We start from the raw sequence: 24241 nt of genomic DNA, 5'->3' as shown, positions 1-24241 counted from the left end.
ATGAGCATAAAGAGGCAAAAAATCATTCGCTTGTCGCTGACATATCTTGTTGTTATGATCATGGCAGTAATTATCATTTATCCAATTCTGTGGGTAATAGGAGCTTCTATGACTCCAGGAACGAGTTTATCAAGCTCTTCCTTGATTCCTAAGAATCCTACATGGGAACATTTTAAAACCATTTTTAATCTCGAGAAAAGTAACTATCTGATATGGTATTGGAATACGTTGAAAATCAGCTTGATTACGATGGTATCATCAGTAATCGTCATTAGTTTTACGGCCTATGCATTTTCCCGATATCAATTTATTGGAAGAAAGCATGGATTAGTCACTTTTTTAATGTTGCAAATGATCCCGAATTTTGCCGCTTTGATTGCCATTTTTGTATTGGCGAGAGCAGCCAATTTACTTGATACCCATGCTGGTCTAATCTTAATTTACGTTGGTGGAGCCATCCCGATGAATACATGGCTGATGAAGGGATATTTAGATTCAATTCCGAAAGAATTGGACGAAAGTGCAAGAATGGATGGAGCTGGGCATATGAGAATTTTCATTCAAATTATTATGCCGCTGGCGAAGCCAATTATTGCAGTTGTTGCATTATTTAATTTTATTACCCCGTTTACAGATTTTATTCTAGCAAAAGTCATTTTACGTTCACCCGAAAAATATACGTTGGCGGTAGGATTATATGACTTAGTTTCAAGACAGTATGGGAGTGAATTTACTACCTTTGCTGCTGGATCAGTTTTAATCGCTATCCCTATTTCAATTTTGTTTTTATCATTCCAAAAGTATTTTGTTACAGGATTAACCGCTGGAGGAGTAAAAGGATAACAGGGAGGGAGACTTTCCCAGCCTATTAATAGCATGATAAGACTATATCGTATATGGAGTGAAGAGTGAATGTTAGAAGATTCTAGTTTTGCAATTCAGCCTAGTCAATCTAAGATTTTTGCGAAATCAACCTTTTTTGACATTGGTAATGTGGTTTCGAGCCAAAAGAGTGGACCAGAAGTTATATTGCAGACGGAAACCGGGAAGGTAATCATAAAATTTATTCGAGAGGATATTGTCCAAATTACCGCCAATCCATTAGGAGATTCATGCTTTGTCAGCAGTCCTGCTGTTGTAGCTGAATCTCAGCCTATTGATATAAAGTACAGAGAAGAGACGGACAGTATCTATTGTCATTCATTAAAGTTGATCTTAGCTATTACAAAATGTCCACTTCGTATAACTATTTTAGATGCAAAAGGAAACGTAATTGTAAGCGAAGGACAAAGAGGAATGGGGTACGGGAGTTCAAAGGAAGTCATCTGCTTTAAAGAAATGTCGGAAACAGATTATTTCTATGGCTTCGGCGAGAAGACGGGGTATTTAAATAAGCGTGGGGAAAAATTGACGATGTGGAATACCGATGTCTACGCACCACATAATCCTGAGACAGACCCACTATATCAATCCATCCCATTTTTTATCACATTAAGAGATGGAAAAGCTCATGGAGTTTTCTTTGATCATACATTTCGCTCAACCTTTGATTTACAATCAGAGGAAAAATATTATTCTTTTTCGGCTGATGGCGGCTTATTAAATTATTATGTAATGGTTGGCCCAAGTCCGAGAGATGTGCTGGAACAGTATACATTCTTAACAGGAAGAATGCCAATCCCTCCGAAGTGGGCAATTGGTTATCATCAATCACGATATAGTTATGAAACGGAAGAGGAAGTTCTTACTCTTGCAAAAACATTTATCAAAAAGGAAATTCCTTTAGATGCCATATATCTTGATATTCACTACATGGATGGTTATAGGGTGTTTACTTTTGATAAGAATAAATTTCCAAATCCTGAAAAAATGGTTACCGAATTAAAAAAGTTAGGGATAAGAATTGTCCCTATAGTTGACCCAGGTGTAAAACAAGATGTGGAATATCCGATCTATAAAGAAGGAATTCAACAAGATTATTTTTGCAAATATATTGAAGGTCCTGTCTATATTGGAGATGTATGGGCTGGGAGGAGTGTATTCCCCGACTTTACGAAAAAAAGTGTGAAAGAATGGTGGGGGACCAAACATAAATATTATACTGATCTGGGTATTGAAGGAATCTGGAATGATATGAATGAACCAGCCGTATTTAATGAATCCAAAACCATGGATCTTTCAGTGATGCATCATAATAACGGAAATCCAAAATCGCATCGTGAACTGCATAATCTTTACGGATTGTTAATGAGTGAGGCAACCTATGAAGGGTTGAAAAAAGAACTGAATGGTCTTCGTCCGTTTGTATTAACTCGTGCTGGTTATTCGGGCATCCAGCGGTATGCAGCAGTATGGACTGGGGATAATCGAAGTTTTTGGGAACATCTACAGATGACGCTGCCAATGATTATGAATTTGGGTCTTTCAGGAGTGGCATTTTCCGGTGCGGATGTGGGTGGATTTGCTCATAACTCTAACGGTGAGCTACTGACAAGATGGACTCAGGTTGGCGCCTTCACACCATATTTTAGAAATCATTCTGTATTGGAGTCAGTTCGCCAGGAACCATGGTCATTTGGCGAAAAATACGAAGAAATTATGAAACGATACATTGAACTTCGCTATGAATGGCTCCCACAACTGTATACATTATTTGTTGAATCAAACCGGACTGGGGCCCCGATTATGCGTCCGTTATTCTTTGAATATCCATCTGATGAACAAACGTATCAAATTTCTGATCAATTCATGTTTGGAGATAACGTGATCATTGCTCCAATCATGGAACCTGGTAAAACACATAGAACTGTTTTTTTACCGGAAGGAAGATGGGTGGATTATTGGACTGAGGAAGATTATGATGGAAAACAATATCATTTAGTCAAAGCAGAATTAAACACACTTCCTATTTTTGTGAAAAAAGGGAGTATGATTCTTCATGGCCAGAAGAAATTGTCTACCAATATTAAGGATAAGAAGTTGTTTCTGCATTTTTATTATGAACCAAATTCCACATCTTCTTTTACACTTTACGATGATGATGGCATGACGTTTTCTTATCTGGATGGTGTTTATTTCAAACAAACATTTGAGGTAAAAACAACTCTTGGAAAGATTGAAATATACACAAAAACAGAGGGATCTTATCAGCCGGAATGGTCAGAAATTGAGTTTGTCATACACGGATCACAAAAAGATTTTGATCTTTATTTAAATGGTAGTCAATTAGATATAATAAAAGAACAAGATAGGGTAACAGCTTTAATGTATCATTGAAAAATAAGAGATTTACCTTCTTTGAGAGGGGAAAAATATAATGACCGTAACCATTAAGGACGTAGCAAAGCTCGCCAATGTAGCACCTTCGACGGTTTCAAGAGTTATCGCAGATAGTCCGCGTATCAGTGAAGAAACAAAGCAAAAAGTAAAAAGGGCAATGGAACAGCTTGGCTACCATCCTAATATAAATGCTAGAAATCTAGTTAGTAAATCAACACAGACGATTGGACTTGTAATGCCAAGCTCAAAGGATGTTGGTTTTCAAAATCCTTTTTTTCCAACAGTGTTACAAGGAATTAGTGAGGGAGCACAGGAAAAATATTATGCTTTGCATATGACGACAGGCAAATCTGAAAAAGAAATTCTTGATGCGGTCATACAGATGGTCGAGGGTCGACGTGTTGACGGAGTTGTACTCCTTACTTCAAGGGTTCGTGATCAGGTCATCTCATATTTACGGAAAAGGAAATTCCCATTTGTACTAATCGGGAAGCCCTACCAAGATATTGAAGAAATTACGCATGTTGATAATGATAATATCCGAGCGATGAAAGAGGCCACGGAATACTTACTTCATTTAGGTCATCGGCATATTGCTTTCATTGGTGGGACCCGGGAACTGATGGTAACTTTAGACCGCCTGGATGGCTATGAAAAGGCCTTGCAGGAAGCAGGTATTCTGGTAAAACCTGAATATATTGTTCATGAGGAATTTTTATGGGAAGGCGGACAGGAGGCAGTCCGTGAATTAATGGCACTTGATGAGCCGCCAACAGCCCTTGTTGTCGTTGATGATTTTATGGCGCTAGGAGTATTGAACACGCTTGATGAATTGGGTATACAGGTACCTCAAGATCTATCGATAGTCAGCTTTAATAATGTTTTGCTTGCGGAAATGTCCAGACCCCCATTAACTTCGGTGGACATCAATATATTTGAACTTGGATACCAAGCAACGAAGAACTTAATTTTAATGATTGAAAATGATAAGGAACCTGTGAAACGGTTGATTATTTCGCATCGCTTGGTGGAACGTTCATCATGCGCTAAATACAACTAGGATTGGAAAGGATTTAACATGAAAAGAATATGGTGGAAAGAAGCTGTCGCCTATCAAATTTATCCCCGCAGTTTTATGGATTCCAATGGTGATGGGATAGGCGATATAAAAGGAATCATTGCAAAGCTTGATTATTTAAAGGATCTGGGAATTGATGTTATTTGGGTTTCTCCGATGTACCAATCCCCGAATGATGATAATGGCTATGATATAAGTAACTATCAGGAAATTATGGCGGAGTTCGGAACGATGGAGGATTTCGATCATTTATTGGCAGAAACCCATAAACGGGGGATGAAGCTGATTCTTGACCTTGTTATTAATCACACCAGTGATGAACATCGGTGGTTTATTGAATCTCGCTCTTCCAAGGATAGTCCGAAGCGGGACTGGTATATTTGGCGGGATGGAAAAGCCGGGAAGGAGCCAAATAACTGGGAAAGTATTTTTGGCGGCTCAGCGTGGGAATATGATGAAAAAACAGACCAATATTACATGCATATTTTTTCCAAAAAACAGCCTGATTTAAACTGGGAAAATAAAGCTGTTCGGACAGAATTATATAAAATGATTAATTGGTGGCTCGATAAAGGGATTGACGGCTTTCGGGTTGACGCGATCAGTCATATTAAAAAAGAACCGGGACTAAAGGATATGCCAAACCCAAAAGGTCTTAAATATATTCCGGCCTTCGACAAAATGATGAATGTAAAAGGAATTCATACATTTTTGCAGGAATTAAAGGAAGCGACGTTTGCCAACTATGATATCATGACCGTTGGTGAAGCAAACGGTGTAACGGTCGATGATACCCGCGACCTTGAGCTTTGGGTCGGTAAAACAGAAGGCAAATTTAACATGATTTTTCAATTTGAACATCTCAGTTTATGGGATGCCGAGAAGAAAAAACAGCTTAATATCATTGAATTAAAAGACGTTTTGTCACGTTGGCAAAAGGCACTTGAAGATAAAGGCTGGAATGCCCTCTTTATTGAAAACCACGATAAAGCACGGGTAGTCTCTACTTGGGGAAATGATCAAGACTATTGGCGGGAAAGTGCTACCGCTTTTGCGACAATGTATTTTCTAATGCAGGGTACGCCGTTTATTTACCAAGGTCAGGAAATCGGGATGACCAATGTGCAATTTGCGTCGATTGAAGATTATGATGATGTTTCAGCAAAAAATATGTATCGCTTAAGGCGCGAAGCAGGTGTGCCCCATCAAGAAATAATGGAGATCATTTGGGCCTCAGGCCGTGATAATTCACGCACACCGATGCAATGGTCTAATGTGGCCAATGCCGGTTTTACAACGGGTACGCCTTGGCTTAAAGTAAATCCAAACTACAAGCAAATAAATGTTGAGGCCCAGCAGCAAGATCCTGCCTCGATCTTAAATTTTTACAAAAAGATGATTCGCTTGAAAAAGCAGTACGAAGTCTTTACGTATGGTACTTATGATCTAGTATTAAAGGATGATCCGCAGATTTTTGCTTACACCCGGACGCTGAATGATGAAAAGGTAATGGTTATCACCAATCTGTCGACGCAGCCTGCATCAATTAAAGGCTTTACCTTTGATTACCAACATTTATTACTTAATAATATGGCTGTCGCTAAACATGAACCGCTTCAGGAGCTCAGGTTAAAACCCTACGAAGCAAGAGTATATCGGATAACGACATAATTGAAGGCGATTCAAGGGACTCTCTTGGATCGCCTTTTTAGACCAAAGAGTCCCCAAAAAGAACATGTTTAACTTTTCTCAAATTCGATCATGTTATTGAAACTGGATGGCATAAAGCCTGATCAAGCAGATACTTCTGCTTTTTTACCGACGATTCGTTCCCACGGTTTCATCAACCAGCGTTTGGTAGCAAAGATTCCTCTTAACCATTCGTCAACACCCTGAGCAAGCCAGATACCCAAGAGGCCTAACTCAAAATGAATACCAAAGATATAGCTTAGGGAAACGGCCACTCCCCACATCGACACAATTCCAATTACAACAGGGAAACGGACATCGCCGGCTGATTTTAACGAGCTCATTAGGACAATATTCATGGCTCTTCCCGGTTCTACGAAAACAATCGCCCATAATACCGGAATACCGACAGCAATGATATCAGGATCTTTTGTAAAAATCTCTAAAATCGGTGTTCCAGTCAGGGCAATGATCAATGACGTCAACAAGGATGCCGCCATGGCAATTTTTAGGGTACGCAGACCGCGGCGAAGCGCCCGTTCAAATTGCTTTGCACCAATGTAACGGGCCACTAGTAACTGTGTACCTTGGGCAATTGCTAGGGTGAATAAGTAGCAGATCATATTAATATTTAAAATATATACCCGTGCCGCCAGAGAAGCCGTTCCAAGTGATACGACGATACTGGTAATCACCAACTGGGATAATTGATAAGAAAGATTTTCCCCCGCGGAAGGAATGCCAATCGAAAGTACCCCATTAATATCTTCTTTTTTCGCATGAAAAACATCTTTAAAAGTGAGATTTAACGCAAGCCGATTATACACCAGGTAAATTAGTGCACAGACAGCAAAGGCCCGGGCAATCACAATCGCCCATGAAACTCCAGTAACACCCGTAATGGGAATTCCCAAAAATCCTCCGATGGCGATCAGATTTCCCACTAAACTAATGAAATCCATGATGACGGTAACCACCATCGACTCCTTTGTGTATCCATAACTCCTTAACGTTGCGCTTAAAGCCAGGGAAATGGATTCAAAAAAGAGGGAGAATCCGCAAATCTGAACAAAGATTAGACCGTAATCAAATACCATACCGTGAATATCAAATAACCGCAGTAAACGTTCGCCGAAGAAAAACACAATTGCCGCTACAATGATGCCAAACCAAAAATTTAACCCAAAAACCGATCGGGCTAATTGCCTTGCTTTTTTCAACTGTCCGGCACCGAGGTTTTGGCTGATTAAGACGGTAGCACCAATCGAAGTGACGTTAAAGATTAAGATAAAAATATTTAACAGCTGGTTGGCAACGCCGACCCCCGCAGCAGCTTCATCTGAATAGTGACCCAGCATGAAGGTAGCGAGAATCCCCATTCCCATATGAAGTGCCAATTCAATAAAAAGCGGCCAAGAAATATTGAAAAGAGTTTGTTCCTGATACTTATTTGTTTGCTCCTTCAAAAATGCGACTCCTTTTTCTAGTAAATGATAAAATCTCCACTTCATTTTACTCCTTTTTTACGGTGAGACAAAGACAAAAAATAATATCCCTTTATATGTATATTCGTGACCGAAAATAAAAAAACTGCCTGATAATCAAGTGGTACCAGCAGCAGTTTTTTTTTCGTTAATGCCCCCATTTCATATTAATCGTTAAAGTGCAGCAACTGACGGGGGCAGCCGGACTTGTTTGGGTAGTGAGTTCAAAATTCACACCTGTAGGGGTATAACTTGTTTTAACCGGAACCTTAAGTCCAAGAGAGTGGATTAACCGATTCACTTCTGCTTGGTTTCCCTGCTGGGCCGCGCTCATAATCTTATGGGAAAATGGAAGATTTCCTAATCGATCAAGCAATATACTGCCTTGTTCCATTAACAGGCGAAATGATTTAATGGATTCGGAAAAAATTTTTGTATTGACAGGTGGATAAGTTCGAGGCGGCAGGATGCTTGGCATATAAACTGTGGTGCACGGTACTTGGAGATTAGCCTGAAAGTGATAAGGGTAGTGGTACATGTTGATCGCTCTCCTTCCAAAGGAAAAACACATGATGTAAGTTTCACTTTATATAGGCTATGAAATTTTTAGACTTTTGGACTTTGTCCTTTTTGAGGAGCTAAAAATTCTAAAAAAAGTACCCGAATTAGGTCCGAGCACTTTTCGCATTAATAGATTCTAATGACTCCGCTTGAGACATCGAGGTCGATCTTGTGTTTTCCACTGCCATGAGTTCCGCTTATATGCTTTTTGCCGTTTTCACTGGATCTGAGTGGAAAGTCATTGGAAATGATGCCGCTGCTGGCCTCTCCGTTAAGGGTAAAATCAGCATCTTCAGGTAAATCCAGCTGCACCAGACCTGAGCTAACATCGATCTTGATCGAATCGTTGACCTTATCAAGCTGTGCCTTCAATCTTCCGGAAGAAACATCTGCCTCCAATGCGCCTGAGTAATGACTGAGATTGATGTTCCCGGAGTTGACGTTAAACGCACTGGATTGGGTAGTTAAGGAATCGATATTGGCATTTCCTGATGAAACGTCATGTTTTAAGTGCTTCACATGAAGATTTTTGAGATTAATATTACCCGAGCCAATATCAACGGATAATTCCTCTAGTTTCATCGGCTGGTTTTGGGAAGTTCCGGAAAAGTTTACATTTCCAGAGCCTAAATCAATAACCATACTGCGGTTATAGTTTTCCGGAAGGTAGATTTTTAATTTGCTTTTTTCCGAAATAGACGACCAGTTAAACCAATTGAACCATTTCTTTTTCAAGGATACTTCCACCGTATCACCCTTGTCCGTAACTGTGAGCTTTTGTCTTCCTTGATAGACTGCTTTCAAGTCAGAACGGTCTTCAGGGATAATCTCTGTACTAACGCTTCCGACATCCACCTTAATGACATTGATATCTTTGGTAATAGCTGCTTGCCCATCGGCATTACTGACATTAAACCAATTGAACTGAAACGACTGATGAAGAATAAGATATAACCCAGTAATAACCAATAACAAAATTAAAATGCGCTTCATTTTTATACAACTCCTTTTAACCAACTTCTTCTACATTTAGAATATGAAATTCTTTGACTTTTCGCTATGTACTAGGGGTTTAATTGTTTCTAAGACTTAGGGCGTAGAAAAAGAATATTTTTCGATTCACGAAAAGTTTGGTTCCATGTTATGATATTCTTTGCAATGTTACAGCAAGAAGTGAAAGTTTGGAGATGCCCAATATGCTGCAAAAGCTAAATAAACGATTGGAAAAATTGATGCCGTTCATAACGCCTGTAAGTGTAATCATCGGTGTGTTACTAAGTACAAACCTTAAGGATTTTTCTTTTTTAGTTCCTTGGATTTTTGCTTTTATGACCTTTGCCGGGAGTTTGGGATCCAATTTCCAATCGCTGAAGGATGTACTGACCCATCCATTCCCCATTTTTATCGCGATGATGATTCTACATATCCTTATGCCGATTTGGGCTTGGGGGGTGGGACATATCATTTTCCCGAGTGACGCCTACACGATTACCGGACTTATATTAGCGATGGTCATTCCAACAGGGATTACAAGCTTTATCTGGGTGTCGATTTATAAAGGGAATATTCCGGTGGTTTTATCCGTAATCTTAATTGACACCTTCCTTTCGCCCATTATTGTCCCGTACTCGCTATCCATTTTCATGGGGCAAAAAATTGAAATGGATTATTTGGACATTATGAAGGGCTTATTGGGAATGGTTGTCGTCCCTTCCATTATTGGTATGCTGTTAAACCAAATGACGAAGGGAAAAATAAATAATCAATTAGGGGTGCGGTTGGCGCCTTTTTCAAAAATTTGTCTTGGCTTTGTCGTTATGCTAAATGGGGCCGTTGTGGCGCCATATTTAAAAAATGCTCATTTGAAGCTGATCGGTATCGCTGCAGTTGTTTTCTTCATTGCCTTCACCGGATATTTATTTTCTTTTTACCTGGGGAAGCTGCTGCTTAAGAAGCGGGATAAAGTAATTTCCCTGACTTTTACCGGGGGGATGCGAAACATCAGTGCCGGAGCGGTTATTGGAGTTACTTATTTTCCACCGGCGGTTGCTGTTCCGGTTGTCATCGGCATGCTTTTCCAGCAGATTCTAGCTTCATTGAACGGGCATTTTATTGCCAGGTACTACGACAAAAGATTGGAAAAACAAGATTCTGTTGCTGTGTAGAGAAGGAAGGGTTTTTTTATCATGACTGAATTAAATAAAAAAGAGAGTGGATGGTTGTCAGGAATACAAGGGATTCAGTGGGCGGTTTTTATGCTGACGAATATCATTGCTGTTCCGGTTGTGGTCGGGGCCGCCTTTCAGATGTCACCGGCGGAAATTTCCACCTTTATGGAAAGAATGCTATTTGTCAGCGGGGCCGCGACATTGGTTCAAATCTATTTTGGCCACCGGCTGCCGGTTATTGAAGGAGCAGCAGGAATGTGGTGGGCCATTTTCATTCTTCTGGGGACCATGAGTGCTCCCGGGAATCGCGGGCTATTACTCCAGCAATTGGAAATGGGCCTTATGATTGCCGGGATTTTCTTAGGCGTCCTAGGGCTTTTGCCAGTCGTTGAAAAGGTTCGTAACCTCTTTACTCCGATTGTCACAGGGGTTTATTTAATCCTGCTTGTCAGCCAGCTGAGCGGTTCATTCTTCCAAAGTATTCTTGGTATCACTGCTACAGGCCATTTGGATGGAAAAATAACCTTGATTTGTTTGATTGAAATTATCATTATTTTAATTATTTCTTTGAAATTCGAGGGAATTTTGAAAAGTATGGGACCGTTAATCGGAATTGTCGTCGGCTGGCTGTTGTTCCATTTTTTCGGATTGATTCATCAAGGGAACGTTTATGAGCCTTCCGGCTGGTTTAAGCTGCCGCAGCTATTGGCTTGGGGAACGCCAGAGTTCGATGTCGGCATTGTCCTGACATCAATCATTACCTCCGTGGTGTTAATCTCTAATGTGATCGCTAGTATTTTAGTGGTAGGGATTGCGTTAGAAAAGCAAGTACAGCCGAAACAATATCAGAAGGGGATTTTCGGTAATGGCTTAAACTTAATCGTCTCCGGCTTGTTCTCCGTTGTGGGGGTTGTGCCTTTATCAGTTTCTGCCGGATTTATCGGCACCACTGGCATTAAAAAGATGCGTCCAATAATCGTAGGTGCTGTTTTGATTATGGCTGCAGGGTTTTTTCCGTATATCGGCGGATTTTTAGCAACCTTGCCATTGGAAGTTGCCTATGCATCATTGTTTATTCCATTCTCACAAATGATGGGGTTTGGAATTCGTGATTTAATGAGTATCGGGCCGACCACCCGAAATTTACTGGTAATCGGGCTTTCTTTAATGGTTGGCATCGGGATGATGTTTTTACCGGCCGAGGCGTTTGCCAGTGTCGCCCCGTGGCTGCGGAACATTGTATCAAACGGACTTTTAGTTGGCTTGATCTTATGCCTGTTGCTGGAGCATGTTATTTTTCCGTCTAAAAAAAGTTCATTACCAGCAAAACAATGATGGAATTTTTCCCTTCACCAATATGGTGAGGGGACGTTTTTTTACAGTGGAAATTGGAACCCTTATAGTAAAGGATAGGGTTGACATGCAACCTTTTGGTTTTATATACTGAGAAAGTGAAACCAAATGGTTTTATATGATAAAACAGAAAGCAGGTAAAAAGGATGGAAAATAAACTACCAGATATCAAGCAGTCCATCATCATTGAAGCACCGATTCAGCAGGTTTGGCAGCAGGTTTCCACTTCTGAAGGGATTGCTGAATGGTTTATGCCGAATGATTTCAAGCCTGAGGTGGGGTATGAATTTCATTTACAATCACCTTTTGGTCCTTCACCATGCAAAGTCACCGAATTTGATCCGCCTAATCGGTTATCTTTCACTTGGGATACAGAGGGCTGGTTTGCCTCATTTATTTTAAAAGAGTTGGGAGATAAAACAGAATTTACTCTTATCCATGGCGGTTGGAAGCGGCCTGATGAAACGATTGAAAAAGCAGGTCAAAAAGCATCAGTTATTCATGAGACGATGTCAAAAGGCTGGGCGGGAATTGTCCAGAAGCTAAAGCAGCTTGTGGAGGGATAAGTGTTGCAAACAGCACAAAAACGTGACGTGTTTCAAGCGGTTGCTGACCCGACACGGAGAGAAATCTTGAAACTTCTGGCTGAAAAGGAGCTGCCCATCTCGGAAATAAGTGCCCATTTTCCGATGAGCCGTACGGCTGTAGCGAAACATCTTCAAGTTCTTGCGGAAGCGGAGTTAGTTCACGGCCGCAAGAAAGGGAGAGAAAAAATTTATTGGCTCCATCCGGAACCGTTAACTGAGCTGCGGCAATTTTATGAGCTGTTTTGGAGCAACAAACTTTCGAAACTTAAATACGTGCTGGAAAGTGATCGGGAAAATGATTCTGAATAGGCCCTGCCGCATTGAGCTGGGAAGTTCCCCGGCTCTTTTTCTTTACCATCGGAAGATTTGTGCTACACTTTTGAGAAAAGGAGTTGGTGGCGGTGAATATCATCGATTTACATTGCGATGTTTTGTGGAGGCTGTGGGAAACGAAGGGAGTGCTTCGTTTTGCTGATGCCCCTGAGCTCCAGGCTAATAAAGCGCGGCTGCATCAGGGCCAGGTAAAGGCTCAGTGTTTTGCAATCTTCATTGAGCCGGAGTTGCCGTCTGATCAAAAATTTCAGGTTGCACTTGAACAAATAGATTATTTTTACCAAGAAGTGCTTGGGAGAAATCCGGACATGGTTCATATTAAAGATTGGTCCGATTTTGATCGGCTAAAAATCGGCCAGATTGGCGCGATGTTAACGCTGGAAGGTGTCGATGCGATTGGTAATGATTTAGCAAAGCTCCACATCCTTTATCAGCTAGGTGTCCGCTCAGTCGGTTTGACCTGGAACAACGCCAACTTGGCAGCGGATGGGGCAGGTGAACCGCGCGGTGGCGGGTTGACGCTGTTGGGAAAAGAAATTGTTTCGCTTAATAATCAGCATCAAATATTTACTGATGTTTCTCATTTGAGTGATAAGGGTATCTGGGATGTCATTGAATTAGCCCAGTACCCGATTGCCAGTCATTCGAATGCCAGAACACTTTGTAACCACCCGAGGAATTTAACCGACGAGCAGGCAGCGGCGATGTTTAAAAAAGGCGGATTGATCCACGTTGTCTATAATCCTCCTTTTATTAAAGAAACGGGAAAGGCAACTATTACCGATCTGGTGAAGCATATCGACCACTTCTGTTCATTGGGCGGTGTAAAACAAATTGGCTTAGGATCCGATTTTGATGGTATCACCTCCTTTGTGGTAGATTTGGAGGATGCCTCGAAACAGCAAAATCTGATTAATGAGCTATTAAAGCATTACTCTGAAGATGAGGTCAGGGGATTTGCCGGACAAAATTTCCTTGACCATCGGCCGGGGATTGGGAAATGAAAACAAGAGAAATAGGGTTAAGATCAGAGAGGAGGCAGTTTTAAATTCCTTGTTACAAGCCGATGACTAAAGGAAGAGCCTGACAGGTGGTCGAGCAACTAGAATTTTTGAAAAAGGAGTAACGTTTACATGTATTTAACCGTGAAGGAAACAGCAGAATATCTATCAATTCCACAAGCAAGTGTCGAAAAACTAATCCAGCACCGGAAAATTCGTGCCCTCTATGACGGCAGCCAATACTTAATCAACAAAGAACAATTCAACACCCACTTAAAACAAATGGAAAAATACAAACAGCTCATCGAAGAAATCCTAAACGACCCCATCCCTGAAGACCCGGATGTAAAAGATGAAGATTAACTACTGTAAAATTGGTGCCTGACACCGTCCGTGGACATTTGTCTGCATAGGGTGGACACATTAATTGGAAAATTAGGTAAATGTGTGAAGACGGAGTGGGGATTTAGGTTCGTTGCTGCTAAATAGGGGGTGAAATGATGTCAAATATTTTTCTGAAGCGGGTGTATGATCCGTATGATGAGGCGGATGGGAGCCGAATTTTAGTTGATCGGTTGTGGCCGCGGGGGATTTCGAAGGAGAATGCGCGGCTGACTGTTTGGCTCAAAGATGTTGCCCCCAGTCCTGAACTTAGGAAATGGTTTTGCCATAAGCCCGAGTTGTTTGCAGAGTTTCGTGAGCGATATCTTGAAGAGCTTCATACCGGCGAGTCGCAAATCCAAGCGGTTAAGCAAATATTTGAGCTTGCTGAAAAAGACAGAGTTACGCTCCTGTATGGCGCGAAAGATCCGGTTTATAATCATGCAGTCGTCTTGTTAGAGGAACTGCAGCGGCTTACCCAAACTAATAAGAAATAAAAATCGGCACGCACATTGCGGCCGATTTTTCATAATCAACATTCAGTACCGAATTTTGCTGCCGATCCTGATCTTGCCTTTTTGACACGATCTTTAAGATTAATCTTTGCGGAACCGTCCCATTACTTCTAACGTTTGCGTGATGTTCACAAACGCTTTCGGGTCAACCGTTCGAATCGTATGTTTTGTTTCATTTAACTCGAATTTGGTAATAACGGTGGTTAACACTTTTTTAGGCTTATGGGTGTACGCTCCTTCGGCATCCGTCATGGTCACTCCCCGGGCATGCAAATGAATTAACGCATCACTTAACTCGTTATATTTTTCTGTGACAATCGTTAATGTTAATTTATTTTGCGTCGTGTAAACCATATCAATGGCGCGGCCGGCAACATAAATCGCAATAATCGTATAAAGCGTGATATTCCAGCCGAAAATGAGACCAGAAATACCGACAACCATCAGATTCATACATGTATTCAAAAAGCCGACCTGCCAATTCTTCCTTTTCGCAAGTACGAGGCTGACGATATCGGTCCCTCCGGTTGAACCTCCCATTCTGATTAAAATACCAACAGCTATTCCATAAATCGCCCCGCCGATGATCGAGGACAACATAATATCAGGGCTAATCGCATTCGTTGGAATAATTTTCATACTTAATGACAGAACGGTAACCGAATATATTGTCAGAAAGACAAACTTTCTTCCTAAATAAATGAGGCCCAAAATAAATAATGGAATGTTAAGAATAAAGACGATCGTGCCTGTATTAATATTTGAAAAGTGATGGATGAAAAAGGCTATTCCAGTTACACCACCTGAAGTCAATTTATGTGGTATAAGAAACGTATTTAAAGCGAATCCATAAAGGATAGAACAAAGTCCAATGACGATGACTTGAAAAACTAGTCGAAACAAAATAAACACCTCGATGAAATAGTAATTCTTGTTTGCGAAAAAACAACATTCTTATTTTAAGCTATCTTGCCTGTTAAAGAGAGGGGAAATTCGTAACTTTTTTAGAAAAATAAAAAACGCCGCTTTTTCATAAACGGCGTTTTCTTATAAGTTGATATTTTTAAATTACATAGAGAAATACACTGAGGAAATGAGCCAGGCTGCCGAGCAAGATAAATACGTGAAAAATTTCATGGAAGCCCCAATGCTTGAATTGCAAAAACCTTGGTTTTGATCCGTAAATGACGCCGCCAACAGTATAAAAAATTCCCCCGAGCACTAATAAAAACAACCCGATTGGGTTTATGCTGCCAGCAAGAGGCGAGAATACAAAGATGATCATCCATCCCATGGCGATATACAAAGCGGTTGAAATCCAGCGGGGGCAACGAAACCAGATCATTTTAAAAACAACACCACTGATGGCAACTGCGGCAATTACCGAAAACAGAATGGCCCCGGTTTTTCCGCTTAAACTGATGAAGCAGAACGGTGTATAGGTCCCGGCTATCAGAATAAAGATCATAGAATGGTCAAGGCGTCTTAAAAAGGCAATCACTTTGTCCTTGGCAATAACCATGTGATAGGTAGCCGAAGCGGAATAAAGCAATATCATACTAATCCCGAAAATGATCACAGCCGTTATCGCAAGCGGCGTAGGCGTCGTGATCGATGCTTTAATCACCATTGCCAGAAGTCCAATAAATGATAAAATAGCGCCGGCTAAATGTGTTAGTCCATTAATAGGTTCCCGTATGTAACTATTCATGCAATTTGCCTCCTCAAGACATCATATAGTTTTAATAACTACATATTATAATACAATTATATTATAATCTAGTCAATGCCAATTTTCTCATGTATAATGAAAAATATCACATGACAAACGAGGATAAAATTATGGAAACGATCAATCAAATTATTGAAAAGCTTGACTTGGAGGCCAATTTAACTTTAGAAGAAATACCACAGATCGATTTATACATGGATCAAGTGATTCAGTTGTTTGAGAAAACATTTGCTGAATCGAAACGGAATGATTCGGAAAAGGTCTTAACGAAGACGATGATTAATAATTATGCAAAGGGAAAGCTGATTTTTCCGATTAGAAACAAAAAGTATTCCAAGGAGCATCTTATTTTAATTAGTCTCATATACCAGTTGAAGGCTGCACTTTCGATCAATGATATTAAGACGACCCTGGATGGAATCAACAAGAAGATTCTCAACAATGAAATTGATTTGGATTCCTTTTATAACAGCTATTTAAACTTAGCTAAAAAGAATGTTGCAGATTTTAACGAGGATATTGACAAACGAGTGGTAGAAGTGAAGGAAGAAATTGGCGACGGACAAGTTGATAAGTCGCATTATCTAGAACATGTGCTGATGATTGCTTCCCTCGTCCATATGAGCAGTTTATATCGTAGGGTTGCCGAAAAGCTTGTTGACGAAATGACAATTGAAAAATAAGAAAAGCGTAAGCGCCAAAAATAAGCTTTTGGCGCTTTAATTTTTGTTAAGATTATGTTTGATATTTCCTTTCCTGTGTCGCATAATTCAACTACGCCTCTGCCTTCGCTCTAACAGACTTGCCAGTCATTTAACATTTTCTACTGTTAAATCCCGAATGCCCTGGCCAATAGAAACAGCTTCCATGGTTGAATTACAGATTTCAACATGGCGAATACGGACAGAGTCCGCCCGGTTTTTTCCGCCGAACACCTTAATGCCTGTACCTGCGGTTGTAAAGTTTTTGAAAGAGAAATTACTCAGGATCACATTTCTTGCCCGGTACTGAATCGCTGCGACCGGGCCGCCATAATAATCATAATTCGGGTTGCCAATGGCTGTGAAATGATTAAGGACGACATTTTTATATCCGGAAACGACTAAACTGCGTGGTGTGGAATTTTTATATAAATCCGTAGACACAGGCTCAATTGAGACGAGGTTCGTTGCCAAAATATTGAACGCCGTTTTCGACTCCGGATCTTCCATTTTGTGATGCCCAATGTGGCGGAAATTATAGGAACGGTTGCCGTTCACCGAAAGATGTCCGATAATCTGGACATTCGCGGCTGCTGAAGAATTTTGGTGTGCTTTGATTTCCACCCCGCCGAAACAACGGGCAGTCGAATTGTTTACCAGCACGACGTTTTGTGAGCCATCATCGATTTCGATTCCATTCGAATTGGAACAACCTTTCCGATGGGCTCGTCCACTTGGGTCACACATGTGGGAATTAGAAATCAAAATATAATCACTATGGTGGGTGGTGATGCCGTCATCACCAAAGCCGCAGCTATTAACGTTGTCAATCCAAACATACTTGCTGCCACCCCGGGCGCGCCTGCCGTCGCCAGCATAATTGTACAGTGTCGAGGAAATATCAAAACCGTGCAGCCCCGGATTGATGGCCTCGACATCTTTTACCCAGCCATAGATTACATTCGCGTAGGTTAAACAGCTGGAGTGATTTCCCCAGGTGCTTGTTTTCGGAATGCTCCCAAGCCGTTCGACATTCCAATCAAGGCTGAGTCCCTGAACCATAATGTGGTGGTTTCCCTGCCAATGGTTAGCATTGGTTAACAGTCTCGTTCCTTTTTTGGCTTTGTTATGTAATTTGATTGTGGTGGCACCTTTTCCAGCACCGACAAGCCATGTATAGGAGGGCAGGCGAATACCTTTTGTAATGAAAGTTCCCTCCGGAATGATCAGTTTTACTTTGCCTTTCCCAATTGCCTTTTGGAAGGCGGCAGTACAGTCCGTTTTTCCGTCTCCAACCGCACCGAAATCCGTTAGATTCACCTCTTTCGTTACGTTCTCGATTAATTGCCTGTATTCATCGTCGAGTTTTTGCATCCAATCCGGATACACATTTCCATGATCGTCAACCTTAATTTGGACGGGCACCGTTTTTTCAACGGGCCTTGAAAAGGGCCAAAACAGAACCAACCCGATTCTTTGTGAAAAAGGAAGCGAGTGTTTACAGTCCTTTCCTGAAGGAAAAGGGATTTCCTTTAAGGAGCATTCCAGGAAAAGTTGTTTCGTTTCTTCGAGAGCTGCACGTATATCTAATTGCTTGCCAGTAAATTGCGCCAGCAGCTCCGTATTTTTTCGCGGGTCATGATTTTTTGCTAAATTGAGCATGATGTCTCACTCCAGAAATACTTAATAATTGTATTATATAAGTTTTTTCGAAAAAATTATCCAGAAAATGAAACCAAATCCATCCTCAAAAACGACATAATAAGTAGACACAATGAAATGGAAAGGGGCCCTACCATTTGGATAAAGTAAAATATTTACTAAATCGGATCCGATTGGGGGATGAAGAGGCATTTAGTTTGCTAGTGGAAGAATTACTACCCGCAGCATTTAAAACTGCTTATCTGATTCTCCATTCAAAGGAGTTAGCTGAGGATGCTGTGCAAATCGCATTGGAAGATTGCTATATAAGTATTATGAGAAACAAGGATATCCGGCAATTTAAGGCCTGGTTTTACCGGCTTGTGTATTCCCGCTCGATTGATGTCTACCGAAAGAATGCAAGGAATCATTATTCTGATATTGAGGAAAATCCTGAAGCCTTGGAAAAAATGATCTCGGAATCGGTGCAATCCCAGGCGGTGCAAAATGAAAATAAGCAGGAATTGCAATCCCTTATCATGAGCCTGCCAAAAGAGCAGAGTGTGCCAATTCTTCTACACTATTATGAAGATCTATCAATTAAAGAGATTAGCCTGATCTTAAATGAAAAAAACAATACGATAAAAACAAGGCTGGTCCGGGGACGGAAAAAATTGGCCGAACTAATGAAAAAGGACAACAAATATTTGTTGGAGGTAAAAACAAATGGAATCTAAAAAAGAGGTCGAACTGGATGAAATCCAGGTTCCCGTTTCTCTTGAAAGGTTTACCAAACAACTTCCTAAAAGATATAAAGAAGGCGAGTTTACTGAGGAACGAATGGAGCAGGTTAGTCAGGAATGGAATCAGTTCCAAAAAAAGGTGAAGAAGCAATGGACTTTCGGAAAGAAAGTTAGTACTTTTACTTGCGCCGCAGTAGCCAGTATTCTCTTGTTTGCTGGGTCAGGTTTTGTTTCACCGACAATGGCTAAATTTCTTGGTAAAATTCCGCCACTAAGTGCGATCTATGATCGATTTAACGAAAACCTCTCCGATTTAATTTCGAAGGAACTTAAAAAGGAGGGGTACCCGGTTAGACGGGTACAGGAGCATGTCGGCGGAAATAAGGAAGGAGTATATGTTTTTCTCGATACATCAGAAGAAAAGGTAGAAAGAATGAAACCTGAGGTTGAGAAAATTTCTTTCCAAATCATTCATGGTGAAAAATATAAGGGTACAAGGTATGAGGATTATTATGTGCGAGTCCGAAAATTTGTAGATGAGCCGGAGGAGTGGAAAAAGAAACAGGCTCAAATTGACAAGGAGACAAGGGAGGTCTTTGATATTGTAAAACCAATCCTTGATGCTCATGGGTACGAACAAGTCTGGGGTGGCGGTCCAAAAACGATTGAACTGGAGTTTCCTAATACAGAAACAAAAGATAAAATAGCCGAAATTAAAAAGGCCGTAGAAGAGGCTTTACAATCAGCAGGAAAAGACTCGGTTCAAGTAAAATACAGGATATTTAATCAGGCAAAAGAACAGCAATATAGACGCTGGAGCGATGCCGTTAGCGGAATCGGCAGTGAATTCATGACCTACAAAAAATATCAAGTCTCCGGTGTAGGCTACAAAAGCTTAAATGGAGAAAAAATGCAAATCCACATCCGAATCAAGCTCAAAAGCACAGACCCGAAAGCAACCGAATTAGCATCTGATCTAAAAGCAATGACAGAAGACTTCATCCACTCAGAAGAAATTTGGAAAAAGATAAAAGGCGACCCATACGAAATCATCATCACCAGCAAGGACAAAAAGACAATTAAATAATTGGTGTCAGGCACCTCACGTGGACAAATGTAGCGATTTGTCCACGTGGGGTGGACAGTTTGGGGTTTTCTGGATATTTTTTATTAAAAAGAAAGATACTTATAATGCTGGGAGGTGGAAATGATGGGACAGAATGATTTTGAAAAAATCTATGAACAATATAAGCAGCAAAGCAAACTGCAGGTACAGGACGAAGCACGGGAAAGGAACTCTGATGGAAAGGAAGAGTTTGTTGCTGTTAAGAAAAATGATGAGGGTGATCTTATTGCTTTTAAAACCAATACCGGCCGCGAACTTGATTATCTGACGGCTCTGGATGAGGCAAAGGCAGGCAACATTGCCCATGTAGATGTGTTTCATAAATACGGTCGAGAGATTATTCGCAGTGAACCGGATGGAATTAAAGAAAATAATTTGGATCAGTTACCAGAATTCTAGCCCTAAAAAAGCTTTGCTCAAAATTATGAGTGAAGCTTTTCTTATGACTTTTTGTAGTAAGTCCGCAAAAAAGGATTAGAGAAACTATTGCAAAAAAATTTCGTGATGAAATGCCGAAAAAAATGAGCCCGGGAAATGGGCTCATTTAAGAATAGGCTAGTTCATATTGCTTAATTTTATCCTCATAATTTAAGGTAACCCCGATTTCGTCCCAGCCGTTCAGCAGCATTTCTTTCGGGTAAGGAGCAATATCGAAATGAATCTCGAATCCCTCTTTGTCGGTAACGACTTGCTTCTCAAGATTTACCGTTAAGGTGTACCCTTTAGTTTCCGCCTTTTTGATGATTGTCTGAACTTCCTCTTCAGTTGCTTGAATGGCAAGAATGCCGTTTTTCACACAGTTGTTTTTAAAAATATCAGCATAGCTTGGAGCGATAATGACTTTAAAGCCGAAATCTTGAATCGCCCATGGGGCATGCTCACGAGAGGAACCGCAGCCAAAGTTTTCACCCGCCACTAAAATCGAGGCGCCTTTATATTGTGATGCATTCAATGGGAAATCAGGGCGTGGATTGCCATCGTCATCAAAACGCCAATTGTAAAACAGAAATTGCCCGAAGCCGCTGCGTTCAATCCGCTTTAAAAATTGTTTTGGAATAATCTGGTCTGTATCGATATTTGTCCGATTTAACGGACAAACAAGTCCTTCGTGTATACGTAATGGTTCCATGGTTACATAACCTCCTGGGCAGTGAACTTGCGAACATCTACGAAATGACCGGCAATCGCGGCCGCTGCTGCCATTTCCGGGCTGACAAGATGGGTGCGGGCACCCTTGCCTTGACGGCCTTCGAAGTTTCGGTTCGATGTAGACGCACAGCGTTCCCCGGATGGAATGATGTCATCGTTCATTCCTAAGCACATACTGCAGCCGGAATCGCGCCATTCAAAGCCTGCTTCTGTAAATACCTGATCTAAGCCTTCTTTTTCAGCAGCTAATTTCACGCTGAAGGAGCCAGGTACAACAATGGCTTTGACAGAAGGGGCCACTCTTTTACCGCGGATAACTTCTGCCGCTTTACGCAGGTCGCTTAGTCGGGAGTTTGTGCAGGAACCGATGAAGACATGGTCAATTTTGACGCTGGAAATAGGCTGACCGGCTTCAAGTCCCATATACTCGAGGGCACGCTTGATTTCATCCTTTTCGCTGGCTTTTTCAGTGTCTTCGGGGCTAGGGACGTTTGCTGTGACCGGAATACACATGCCAGGATTTGTTCCCCAGGTTACCTGTGGCTCGACTTCCGCGGCATCGATTTCGACAACCGCATCATAAACGGCCCCTTCATCAGTAGCAAGCGCCTTCCAACGAGCTGCCGCTGCTTCAAAAGCTTCCCCTTGGGGAACATATTTCCGGCCCCGTAAATATTCAATTGTCGTATCATCTGGGGAAATTAATCCCGCTCTGGCACCGCCTTCAATTGACATGTTACAAACGGTCATGCGTTCTTCCATCGACATTGCACGAATCGCTTCACCTGTATATTCAATGACATAGCCGGTTCCAAACTTCACACCAAATTTTCCGATAATCGCTAAGATCAAGTCTTTAGCGGTAACGCCGGTACCCAGTTTACCGTTTACTTTGACATTCAAAGTTTTAGGACGTGCCTGCCAAAGTGTTTGGGTTGCCAGGACGTGTTCCACTTCGCTTGTCCCAATTCCGAAGGCAAGCGCGCCGAAGGCACCGTGTGTCGAGGTATGGCTGTCACCACAGACAATCGTTTTTCCCGGCTGGGTGAGGCCGAGTTCAGGGCCGATGACGTGGACAATTCCGTTATCCGGATGGTTGATGTCGGCAAGGGTAACGCCAAATTCCTGACAGTTTTGTTTTAAGGTATCGATTTGTTTTTTCGAGATGGGGTCCTTGATCATATGACGTTCACGGGTTGGAACATTATGGTCCATTGTCGCATAAGTAAGATCTGGGCGGCGGACTTTGCGGCCGTTCATGCGAAGACCTTCAAACGCTTGCGGAGAGGTTACCTCGTGGACGAGATGCAGATCGATATAAAGTAAATCTGGTTTTCCCTCCTCTTGATGGACAACATGCTGTTCCCAAATTTTTTGAATAATGTTTTTTGGAGTTTGCATTGTGTTCCTTCCTCACGTTAATAGATTTTGGTAAGTCTAGTAAATGCAAGAAATATTCCCGACTTGCCGGTAACTGTTATAAATAGAATAGCTTACCAATAAAAAGTTCGGGAAAACCACAAAAACAAACGCGGTTTTCCCGCAACGCCAGTTAATCAGTTAAACAATTAATAATAACAGCTGGCGATACATTTAGAAGCAGATTGAGTCTTAATGTAGTCAACGACTAGATGAGTCATTTCTACCGTGCCTACCTGCCGGCCATTTTGAACCTTCAGGTCAGCAGTATGGAAACCGGAATCAAGGATAGCTTCAACCGCATCTTCAATCAATTTTGCTTCGTCATTTAAATTGAAAGAATAACGGAGCATCATCGCTGCTGATAAAATCATCGCCAGCGGGTTGGCGATTCCTTTGCCGGCGATATCAGGTGCCGAGCCGTGCGCCGGTTCGTAAAGACCTACCCCGGACTCATTTAAACTAGCAGATGGGAGCATCCCCAAGGAGCCGGTTAAAACGGATGCTTCATCGCTTAAAATGTCGCCAAACATGTTTTCAGTGACAATAACGTCGAATTGAGTAGGGTTTGTAATTAGCTTCATGGCAGCTGCATCAACTAAAACATGCTCCACTACAACATCAGGATACTGAGTCTTTTTCTCTTCGACAATTTCACGCCAGAGCTTGCTGGATTCAAGAACGTTTGCTTTGTCGACTGAGGTAAGGCGGCCGCGCCGTCCTTGGGCAGCTTGGAAGGCTTTATCTACGATCCTTTCAATCTCTTTGCGGCTGTAAGCAAGAGTATCAACTACATCCTGACCGTTATTGCGTCGTTCGCTTGGTGTACCGAAGTAAAGCCCGCCAGTTAATTCACGTACAATAAGGAGGTCGCTTCCTGAAATAACCTCTTCCTTTAATGGGGAGGCATGCAGCAGTTTTTTGAATCCTTTGACTGGTCTCAAATTGGCATATAGATCAAGAGCTTTTCGGATTCCCAACAAACCCCGTTCCGGGCGAAGATGAGACGGATTTTGGTCCCATTTAGGTCCGCCGACAGCACCAAGTAAAACTGCATCTGCCTGTTTACAGGCATCTACAGTTGTTTCCGGAAGAGGTGTGCCGTAACTATCAATGGCTGCTCCTCCGATTTCATGGGTCTCAAAGTTAAATGTGTGATTAAATTCTTCCGCAATCGCGGACAATACTTCCTTTGCGGAATTCATGACTTCCTTACCGATCCCATCACCGGGAAGTAAAACAATACGTTTTTTCATTAGAGCAACCTCCTTATAAATTTGAAAAATGACGGTACCTCATAC

The 24241-nt window shown here is 41.5% G+C and carries 24 protein-coding genes; 15 read left to right on the top strand and 9 right to left on the bottom strand.

Annotated elements, in window-relative coordinates; all coding sequences use genetic code 11:
• From RCG24_RS12055 to RCG24_RS12040, 4 genes are all read left to right on the top strand, one after another.
• Positions 1-843 (top strand): sugar ABC transporter permease, encoded by an 843-nt coding sequence (locus RCG24_RS12055; protein WP_308077075.1) that lies wholly within the window; start codon positions 1-3, stop codon positions 841-843.
• Between the two features lie 69 nt (positions 844-912).
• Positions 913-3276 carry a glycoside hydrolase family 31 protein gene (locus tag RCG24_RS12050; RefSeq protein WP_308077074.1) on the top strand — a complete coding sequence of 788 codons (2364 nt, stop codon included), beginning with the start codon at positions 913-915 and terminating at the stop codon, positions 3274-3276.
• 40 nt (positions 3277-3316) lie between these two features.
• Positions 3317-4339: a LacI family DNA-binding transcriptional regulator gene (locus RCG24_RS12045; RefSeq protein ID WP_308077073.1), complete on the top strand. Its 1023-nt coding sequence runs from the start codon at positions 3317-3319 to the stop codon at positions 4337-4339.
• 18 nt (positions 4340-4357) lie between these two features.
• Positions 4358-6028: a glycoside hydrolase family 13 protein gene (locus RCG24_RS12040; RefSeq protein WP_202652784.1), complete on the top strand. Its 1671-nt coding sequence runs from the start codon at positions 4358-4360 to the stop codon at positions 6026-6028.
• A gap of 122 nt (positions 6029-6150) precedes the next feature.
• Here the strand turns inward: RCG24_RS12040 and RCG24_RS12035 are convergent, their stop codons facing one another.
• The 3 genes from RCG24_RS12035 to RCG24_RS12025 form a co-directional block, all read right to left on the bottom strand.
• Positions 6151-7512, bottom strand: coding sequence for an MATE family efflux transporter (locus tag RCG24_RS12035; protein ID WP_308077072.1), 1362 nt, complete (start codon positions 7510-7512; stop codon positions 6151-6153).
• Positions 7513-7678: 166 nt separating this feature from the next.
• The gene (locus RCG24_RS12030; RefSeq protein WP_202652782.1) at positions 7679-8068 is read right to left on the bottom strand and encodes a YuzC family spore coat inner layer protein; all 390 of its coding nucleotides are present in this window, start codon (positions 8066-8068) and stop codon (positions 7679-7681) included.
• A 149-nt stretch (positions 8069-8217) separates the two neighbouring features.
• Positions 8218-9084, bottom strand: coding sequence for a LiaG family protein (locus tag RCG24_RS12025; RefSeq protein WP_202652781.1), 867 nt, complete (start codon positions 9082-9084; stop codon positions 8218-8220).
• A gap of 203 nt (positions 9085-9287) precedes the next feature.
• On the opposite strand from RCG24_RS12025, the gene RCG24_RS12020 reads away from it, so the two are divergent.
• The 7 genes from RCG24_RS12020 (at position 9288) to RCG24_RS11990 (ending at position 14411) form a co-directional block, all read left to right on the top strand.
• On the top strand, positions 9288-10256 hold the full coding sequence (locus RCG24_RS12020; protein ID WP_308077071.1) for a bile acid:sodium symporter family protein: 969 nt from the start codon (positions 9288-9290) through the stop codon (positions 10254-10256).
• 21 nt (positions 10257-10277) lie between these two features.
• Positions 10278-11594: a purine/pyrimidine permease gene (locus RCG24_RS12015; protein WP_308077070.1), complete on the top strand. Its 1317-nt coding sequence runs from the start codon at positions 10278-10280 to the stop codon at positions 11592-11594.
• Between the two features lie 164 nt (positions 11595-11758).
• Positions 11759-12178, top strand: a complete 420-nt coding sequence (locus tag RCG24_RS12010) for an SRPBCC family protein (RefSeq protein ID WP_308077069.1) — start codon at positions 11759-11761, stop codon at positions 12176-12178.
• Positions 12179-12508, top strand: coding sequence for an ArsR/SmtB family transcription factor (locus RCG24_RS12005; RefSeq protein WP_308077068.1), 330 nt, complete (start codon positions 12179-12181; stop codon positions 12506-12508).
• 92 nt (positions 12509-12600) lie between these two features.
• Positions 12601-13536, top strand: coding sequence for a dipeptidase (locus RCG24_RS12000; RefSeq protein WP_308077067.1), 936 nt, complete (start codon positions 12601-12603; stop codon positions 13534-13536).
• 129 nt (positions 13537-13665) lie between these two features.
• Complete coding sequence (locus RCG24_RS11995) at positions 13666-13896, top strand: excisionase family DNA-binding protein (RefSeq protein ID WP_202654885.1); 231 nt, start codon at positions 13666-13668, stop codon at positions 13894-13896.
• A 137-nt stretch (positions 13897-14033) separates the two neighbouring features.
• Positions 14034-14411, top strand: a complete 378-nt coding sequence (locus RCG24_RS11990; protein WP_308079165.1) for a DUF488 domain-containing protein — start codon at positions 14034-14036, stop codon at positions 14409-14411.
• A gap of 99 nt (positions 14412-14510) precedes the next feature.
• Here the strand turns inward: RCG24_RS11990 and RCG24_RS11985 are convergent, their stop codons facing one another.
• Positions 14511-15332, bottom strand: coding sequence for a YitT family protein (locus tag RCG24_RS11985; protein WP_202654887.1), 822 nt, complete (start codon positions 15330-15332; stop codon positions 14511-14513).
• Between the two features lie 160 nt (positions 15333-15492).
• Complete coding sequence (locus tag RCG24_RS11980; protein ID WP_202654888.1) at positions 15493-16140, bottom strand: PAQR family membrane homeostasis protein TrhA; 648 nt, start codon at positions 16138-16140, stop codon at positions 15493-15495.
• Between the two features lie 131 nt (positions 16141-16271).
• Between RCG24_RS11980 and RCG24_RS11975 the strand changes: the two genes are divergently transcribed.
• On the top strand, positions 16272-16844 hold the full coding sequence (locus RCG24_RS11975) for a DUF1836 domain-containing protein (RefSeq protein ID WP_202654889.1): 573 nt from the start codon (positions 16272-16274) through the stop codon (positions 16842-16844).
• 126 nt (positions 16845-16970) lie between these two features.
• Here RCG24_RS11975 and RCG24_RS11970 read toward each other — a convergent pair whose 3' ends face one another.
• Complete coding sequence (locus RCG24_RS11970; RefSeq protein WP_308077066.1) at positions 16971-18524, bottom strand: glycosyl hydrolase family 28-related protein; 1554 nt, start codon at positions 18522-18524, stop codon at positions 16971-16973.
• A 137-nt stretch (positions 18525-18661) separates the two neighbouring features.
• On the opposite strand from RCG24_RS11970, the gene RCG24_RS11965 reads away from it, so the two are divergent.
• The 3 genes from RCG24_RS11965 (at position 18662) to RCG24_RS11955 (ending at position 20771) form a co-directional block, all read left to right on the top strand.
• Positions 18662-19240, top strand: coding sequence for an RNA polymerase sigma factor (locus RCG24_RS11965; protein WP_202654891.1), 579 nt, complete (start codon positions 18662-18664; stop codon positions 19238-19240).
• Positions 19230-20333, top strand: a complete 1104-nt coding sequence (locus RCG24_RS11960) for a DUF4179 domain-containing protein (protein WP_308077065.1) — start codon at positions 19230-19232, stop codon at positions 20331-20333. The genes RCG24_RS11965 and RCG24_RS11960 overlap by 11 nt, the downstream gene beginning before the upstream one ends.
• Before the next feature lie 123 nt (positions 20334-20456).
• Positions 20457-20771, top strand: a complete 315-nt coding sequence (locus RCG24_RS11955) for a DUF3892 domain-containing protein (RefSeq protein WP_202655028.1) — start codon at positions 20457-20459, stop codon at positions 20769-20771.
• Positions 20772-20916: 145 nt separating this feature from the next.
• Here the strand turns inward: RCG24_RS11955 and leuD are convergent, their stop codons facing one another.
• The 3 genes from leuD to leuB all read right to left on the bottom strand — a co-directional run bounded on the left by leuD (position 20917) and on the right by leuB (position 24196).
• Entirely contained in the window at positions 20917-21501 is a 585-nt protein-coding gene (gene leuD / locus RCG24_RS11950) for a 3-isopropylmalate dehydratase small subunit (RefSeq protein WP_308077064.1), read from the bottom strand.
• 2 nt (positions 21502-21503) lie between these two features.
• Positions 21504-22922 (bottom strand): 3-isopropylmalate dehydratase large subunit, encoded by a 1419-nt coding sequence (leuC, locus tag RCG24_RS11945; protein WP_308077063.1) that lies wholly within the window; start codon positions 22920-22922, stop codon positions 21504-21506.
• Between the two features lie 167 nt (positions 22923-23089).
• Positions 23090-24196, bottom strand: coding sequence for a 3-isopropylmalate dehydrogenase (gene leuB, locus RCG24_RS11940; protein WP_202654895.1), 1107 nt, complete (start codon positions 24194-24196; stop codon positions 23090-23092).
• Positions 24197-24241: the final 45 nt, after the last annotated feature.

Origin of the sequence: Neobacillus sp. OS1-32, assembly GCF_030915425.1 — a bacterium.
Taxonomy (GTDB): domain Bacteria; phylum Bacillota; class Bacilli; order Bacillales; family Cytobacillaceae; genus Neobacillus; species Neobacillus paridis.
Note: the sequence above shows the minus strand (reverse complement) of the source record. Positions and strands in the feature narration are given on the sequence as shown.

Bases quoted from the DNA above. Each gene is read 5' to 3' on its own strand.
- leuD (WP_308077064.1), bottom strand. From the start codon at position 21,501: ATGGAACCATTACGTATACACGAAGGACTTGTTTGTCCGTTAAATCGG.
- RCG24_RS12015 (WP_308077070.1), top strand. From the start codon at position 10,278: ATGACTGAATTAAATAAAAAAGAGAGTGGATGGTTGTCAGGAATACAA.
- RCG24_RS12045 (WP_308077073.1), top strand. From the start codon at position 3,317: ATGACCGTAACCATTAAGGACGTAGCAAAGCTCGCCAATGTAGCACCT.
- RCG24_RS12020 (WP_308077071.1), top strand. From the start codon at position 9,288: ATGCTGCAAAAGCTAAATAAACGATTGGAAAAATTGATGCCGTTCATA.
- RCG24_RS11955 (WP_202655028.1), top strand. From the start codon at position 20,457: ATGGGACAGAATGATTTTGAAAAAATCTATGAACAATATAAGCAGCAA.
- leuC (WP_308077063.1), bottom strand. From the start codon at position 22,922: ATGCAAACTCCAAAAAACATTATTCAAAAAATTTGGGAACAGCATGTT.
- leuB (WP_202654895.1), bottom strand. From the start codon at position 24,196: ATGAAAAAACGTATTGTTTTACTTCCCGGTGATGGGATCGGTAAGGAA.
- RCG24_RS12040 (WP_202652784.1), top strand. From the start codon at position 4,358: ATGAAAAGAATATGGTGGAAAGAAGCTGTCGCCTATCAAATTTATCCC.
- RCG24_RS12010 (WP_308077069.1), top strand. From the start codon at position 11,759: ATGGAAAATAAACTACCAGATATCAAGCAGTCCATCATCATTGAAGCA.
- RCG24_RS11990 (WP_308079165.1), top strand. From the start codon at position 14,034: ATGTCAAATATTTTTCTGAAGCGGGTGTATGATCCGTATGATGAGGCG.
- RCG24_RS11995 (WP_202654885.1), top strand. From the start codon at position 13,666: ATGTATTTAACCGTGAAGGAAACAGCAGAATATCTATCAATTCCACAA.
- RCG24_RS11970 (WP_308077066.1), bottom strand. From the start codon at position 18,524: ATGCTCAATTTAGCAAAAAATCATGACCCGCGAAAAAATACGGAGCTG.
- RCG24_RS11980 (WP_202654888.1), bottom strand. From the start codon at position 16,140: ATGAATAGTTACATACGGGAACCTATTAATGGACTAACACATTTAGCC.
- RCG24_RS11975 (WP_202654889.1), top strand. From the start codon at position 16,272: ATGGAAACGATCAATCAAATTATTGAAAAGCTTGACTTGGAGGCCAAT.
- RCG24_RS12025 (WP_202652781.1), bottom strand. From the start codon at position 9,084: ATGAAGCGCATTTTAATTTTGTTATTGGTTATTACTGGGTTATATCTT.
- RCG24_RS12055 (WP_308077075.1), top strand. From the start codon at position 1: ATGAGCATAAAGAGGCAAAAAATCATTCGCTTGTCGCTGACATATCTT.
- RCG24_RS12030 (WP_202652782.1), bottom strand. From the start codon at position 8,068: ATGTACCACTACCCTTATCACTTTCAGGCTAATCTCCAAGTACCGTGC.
- RCG24_RS12050 (WP_308077074.1), top strand. From the start codon at position 913: ATGTTAGAAGATTCTAGTTTTGCAATTCAGCCTAGTCAATCTAAGATT.
- RCG24_RS11960 (WP_308077065.1), top strand. From the start codon at position 19,230: ATGGAATCTAAAAAAGAGGTCGAACTGGATGAAATCCAGGTTCCCGTT.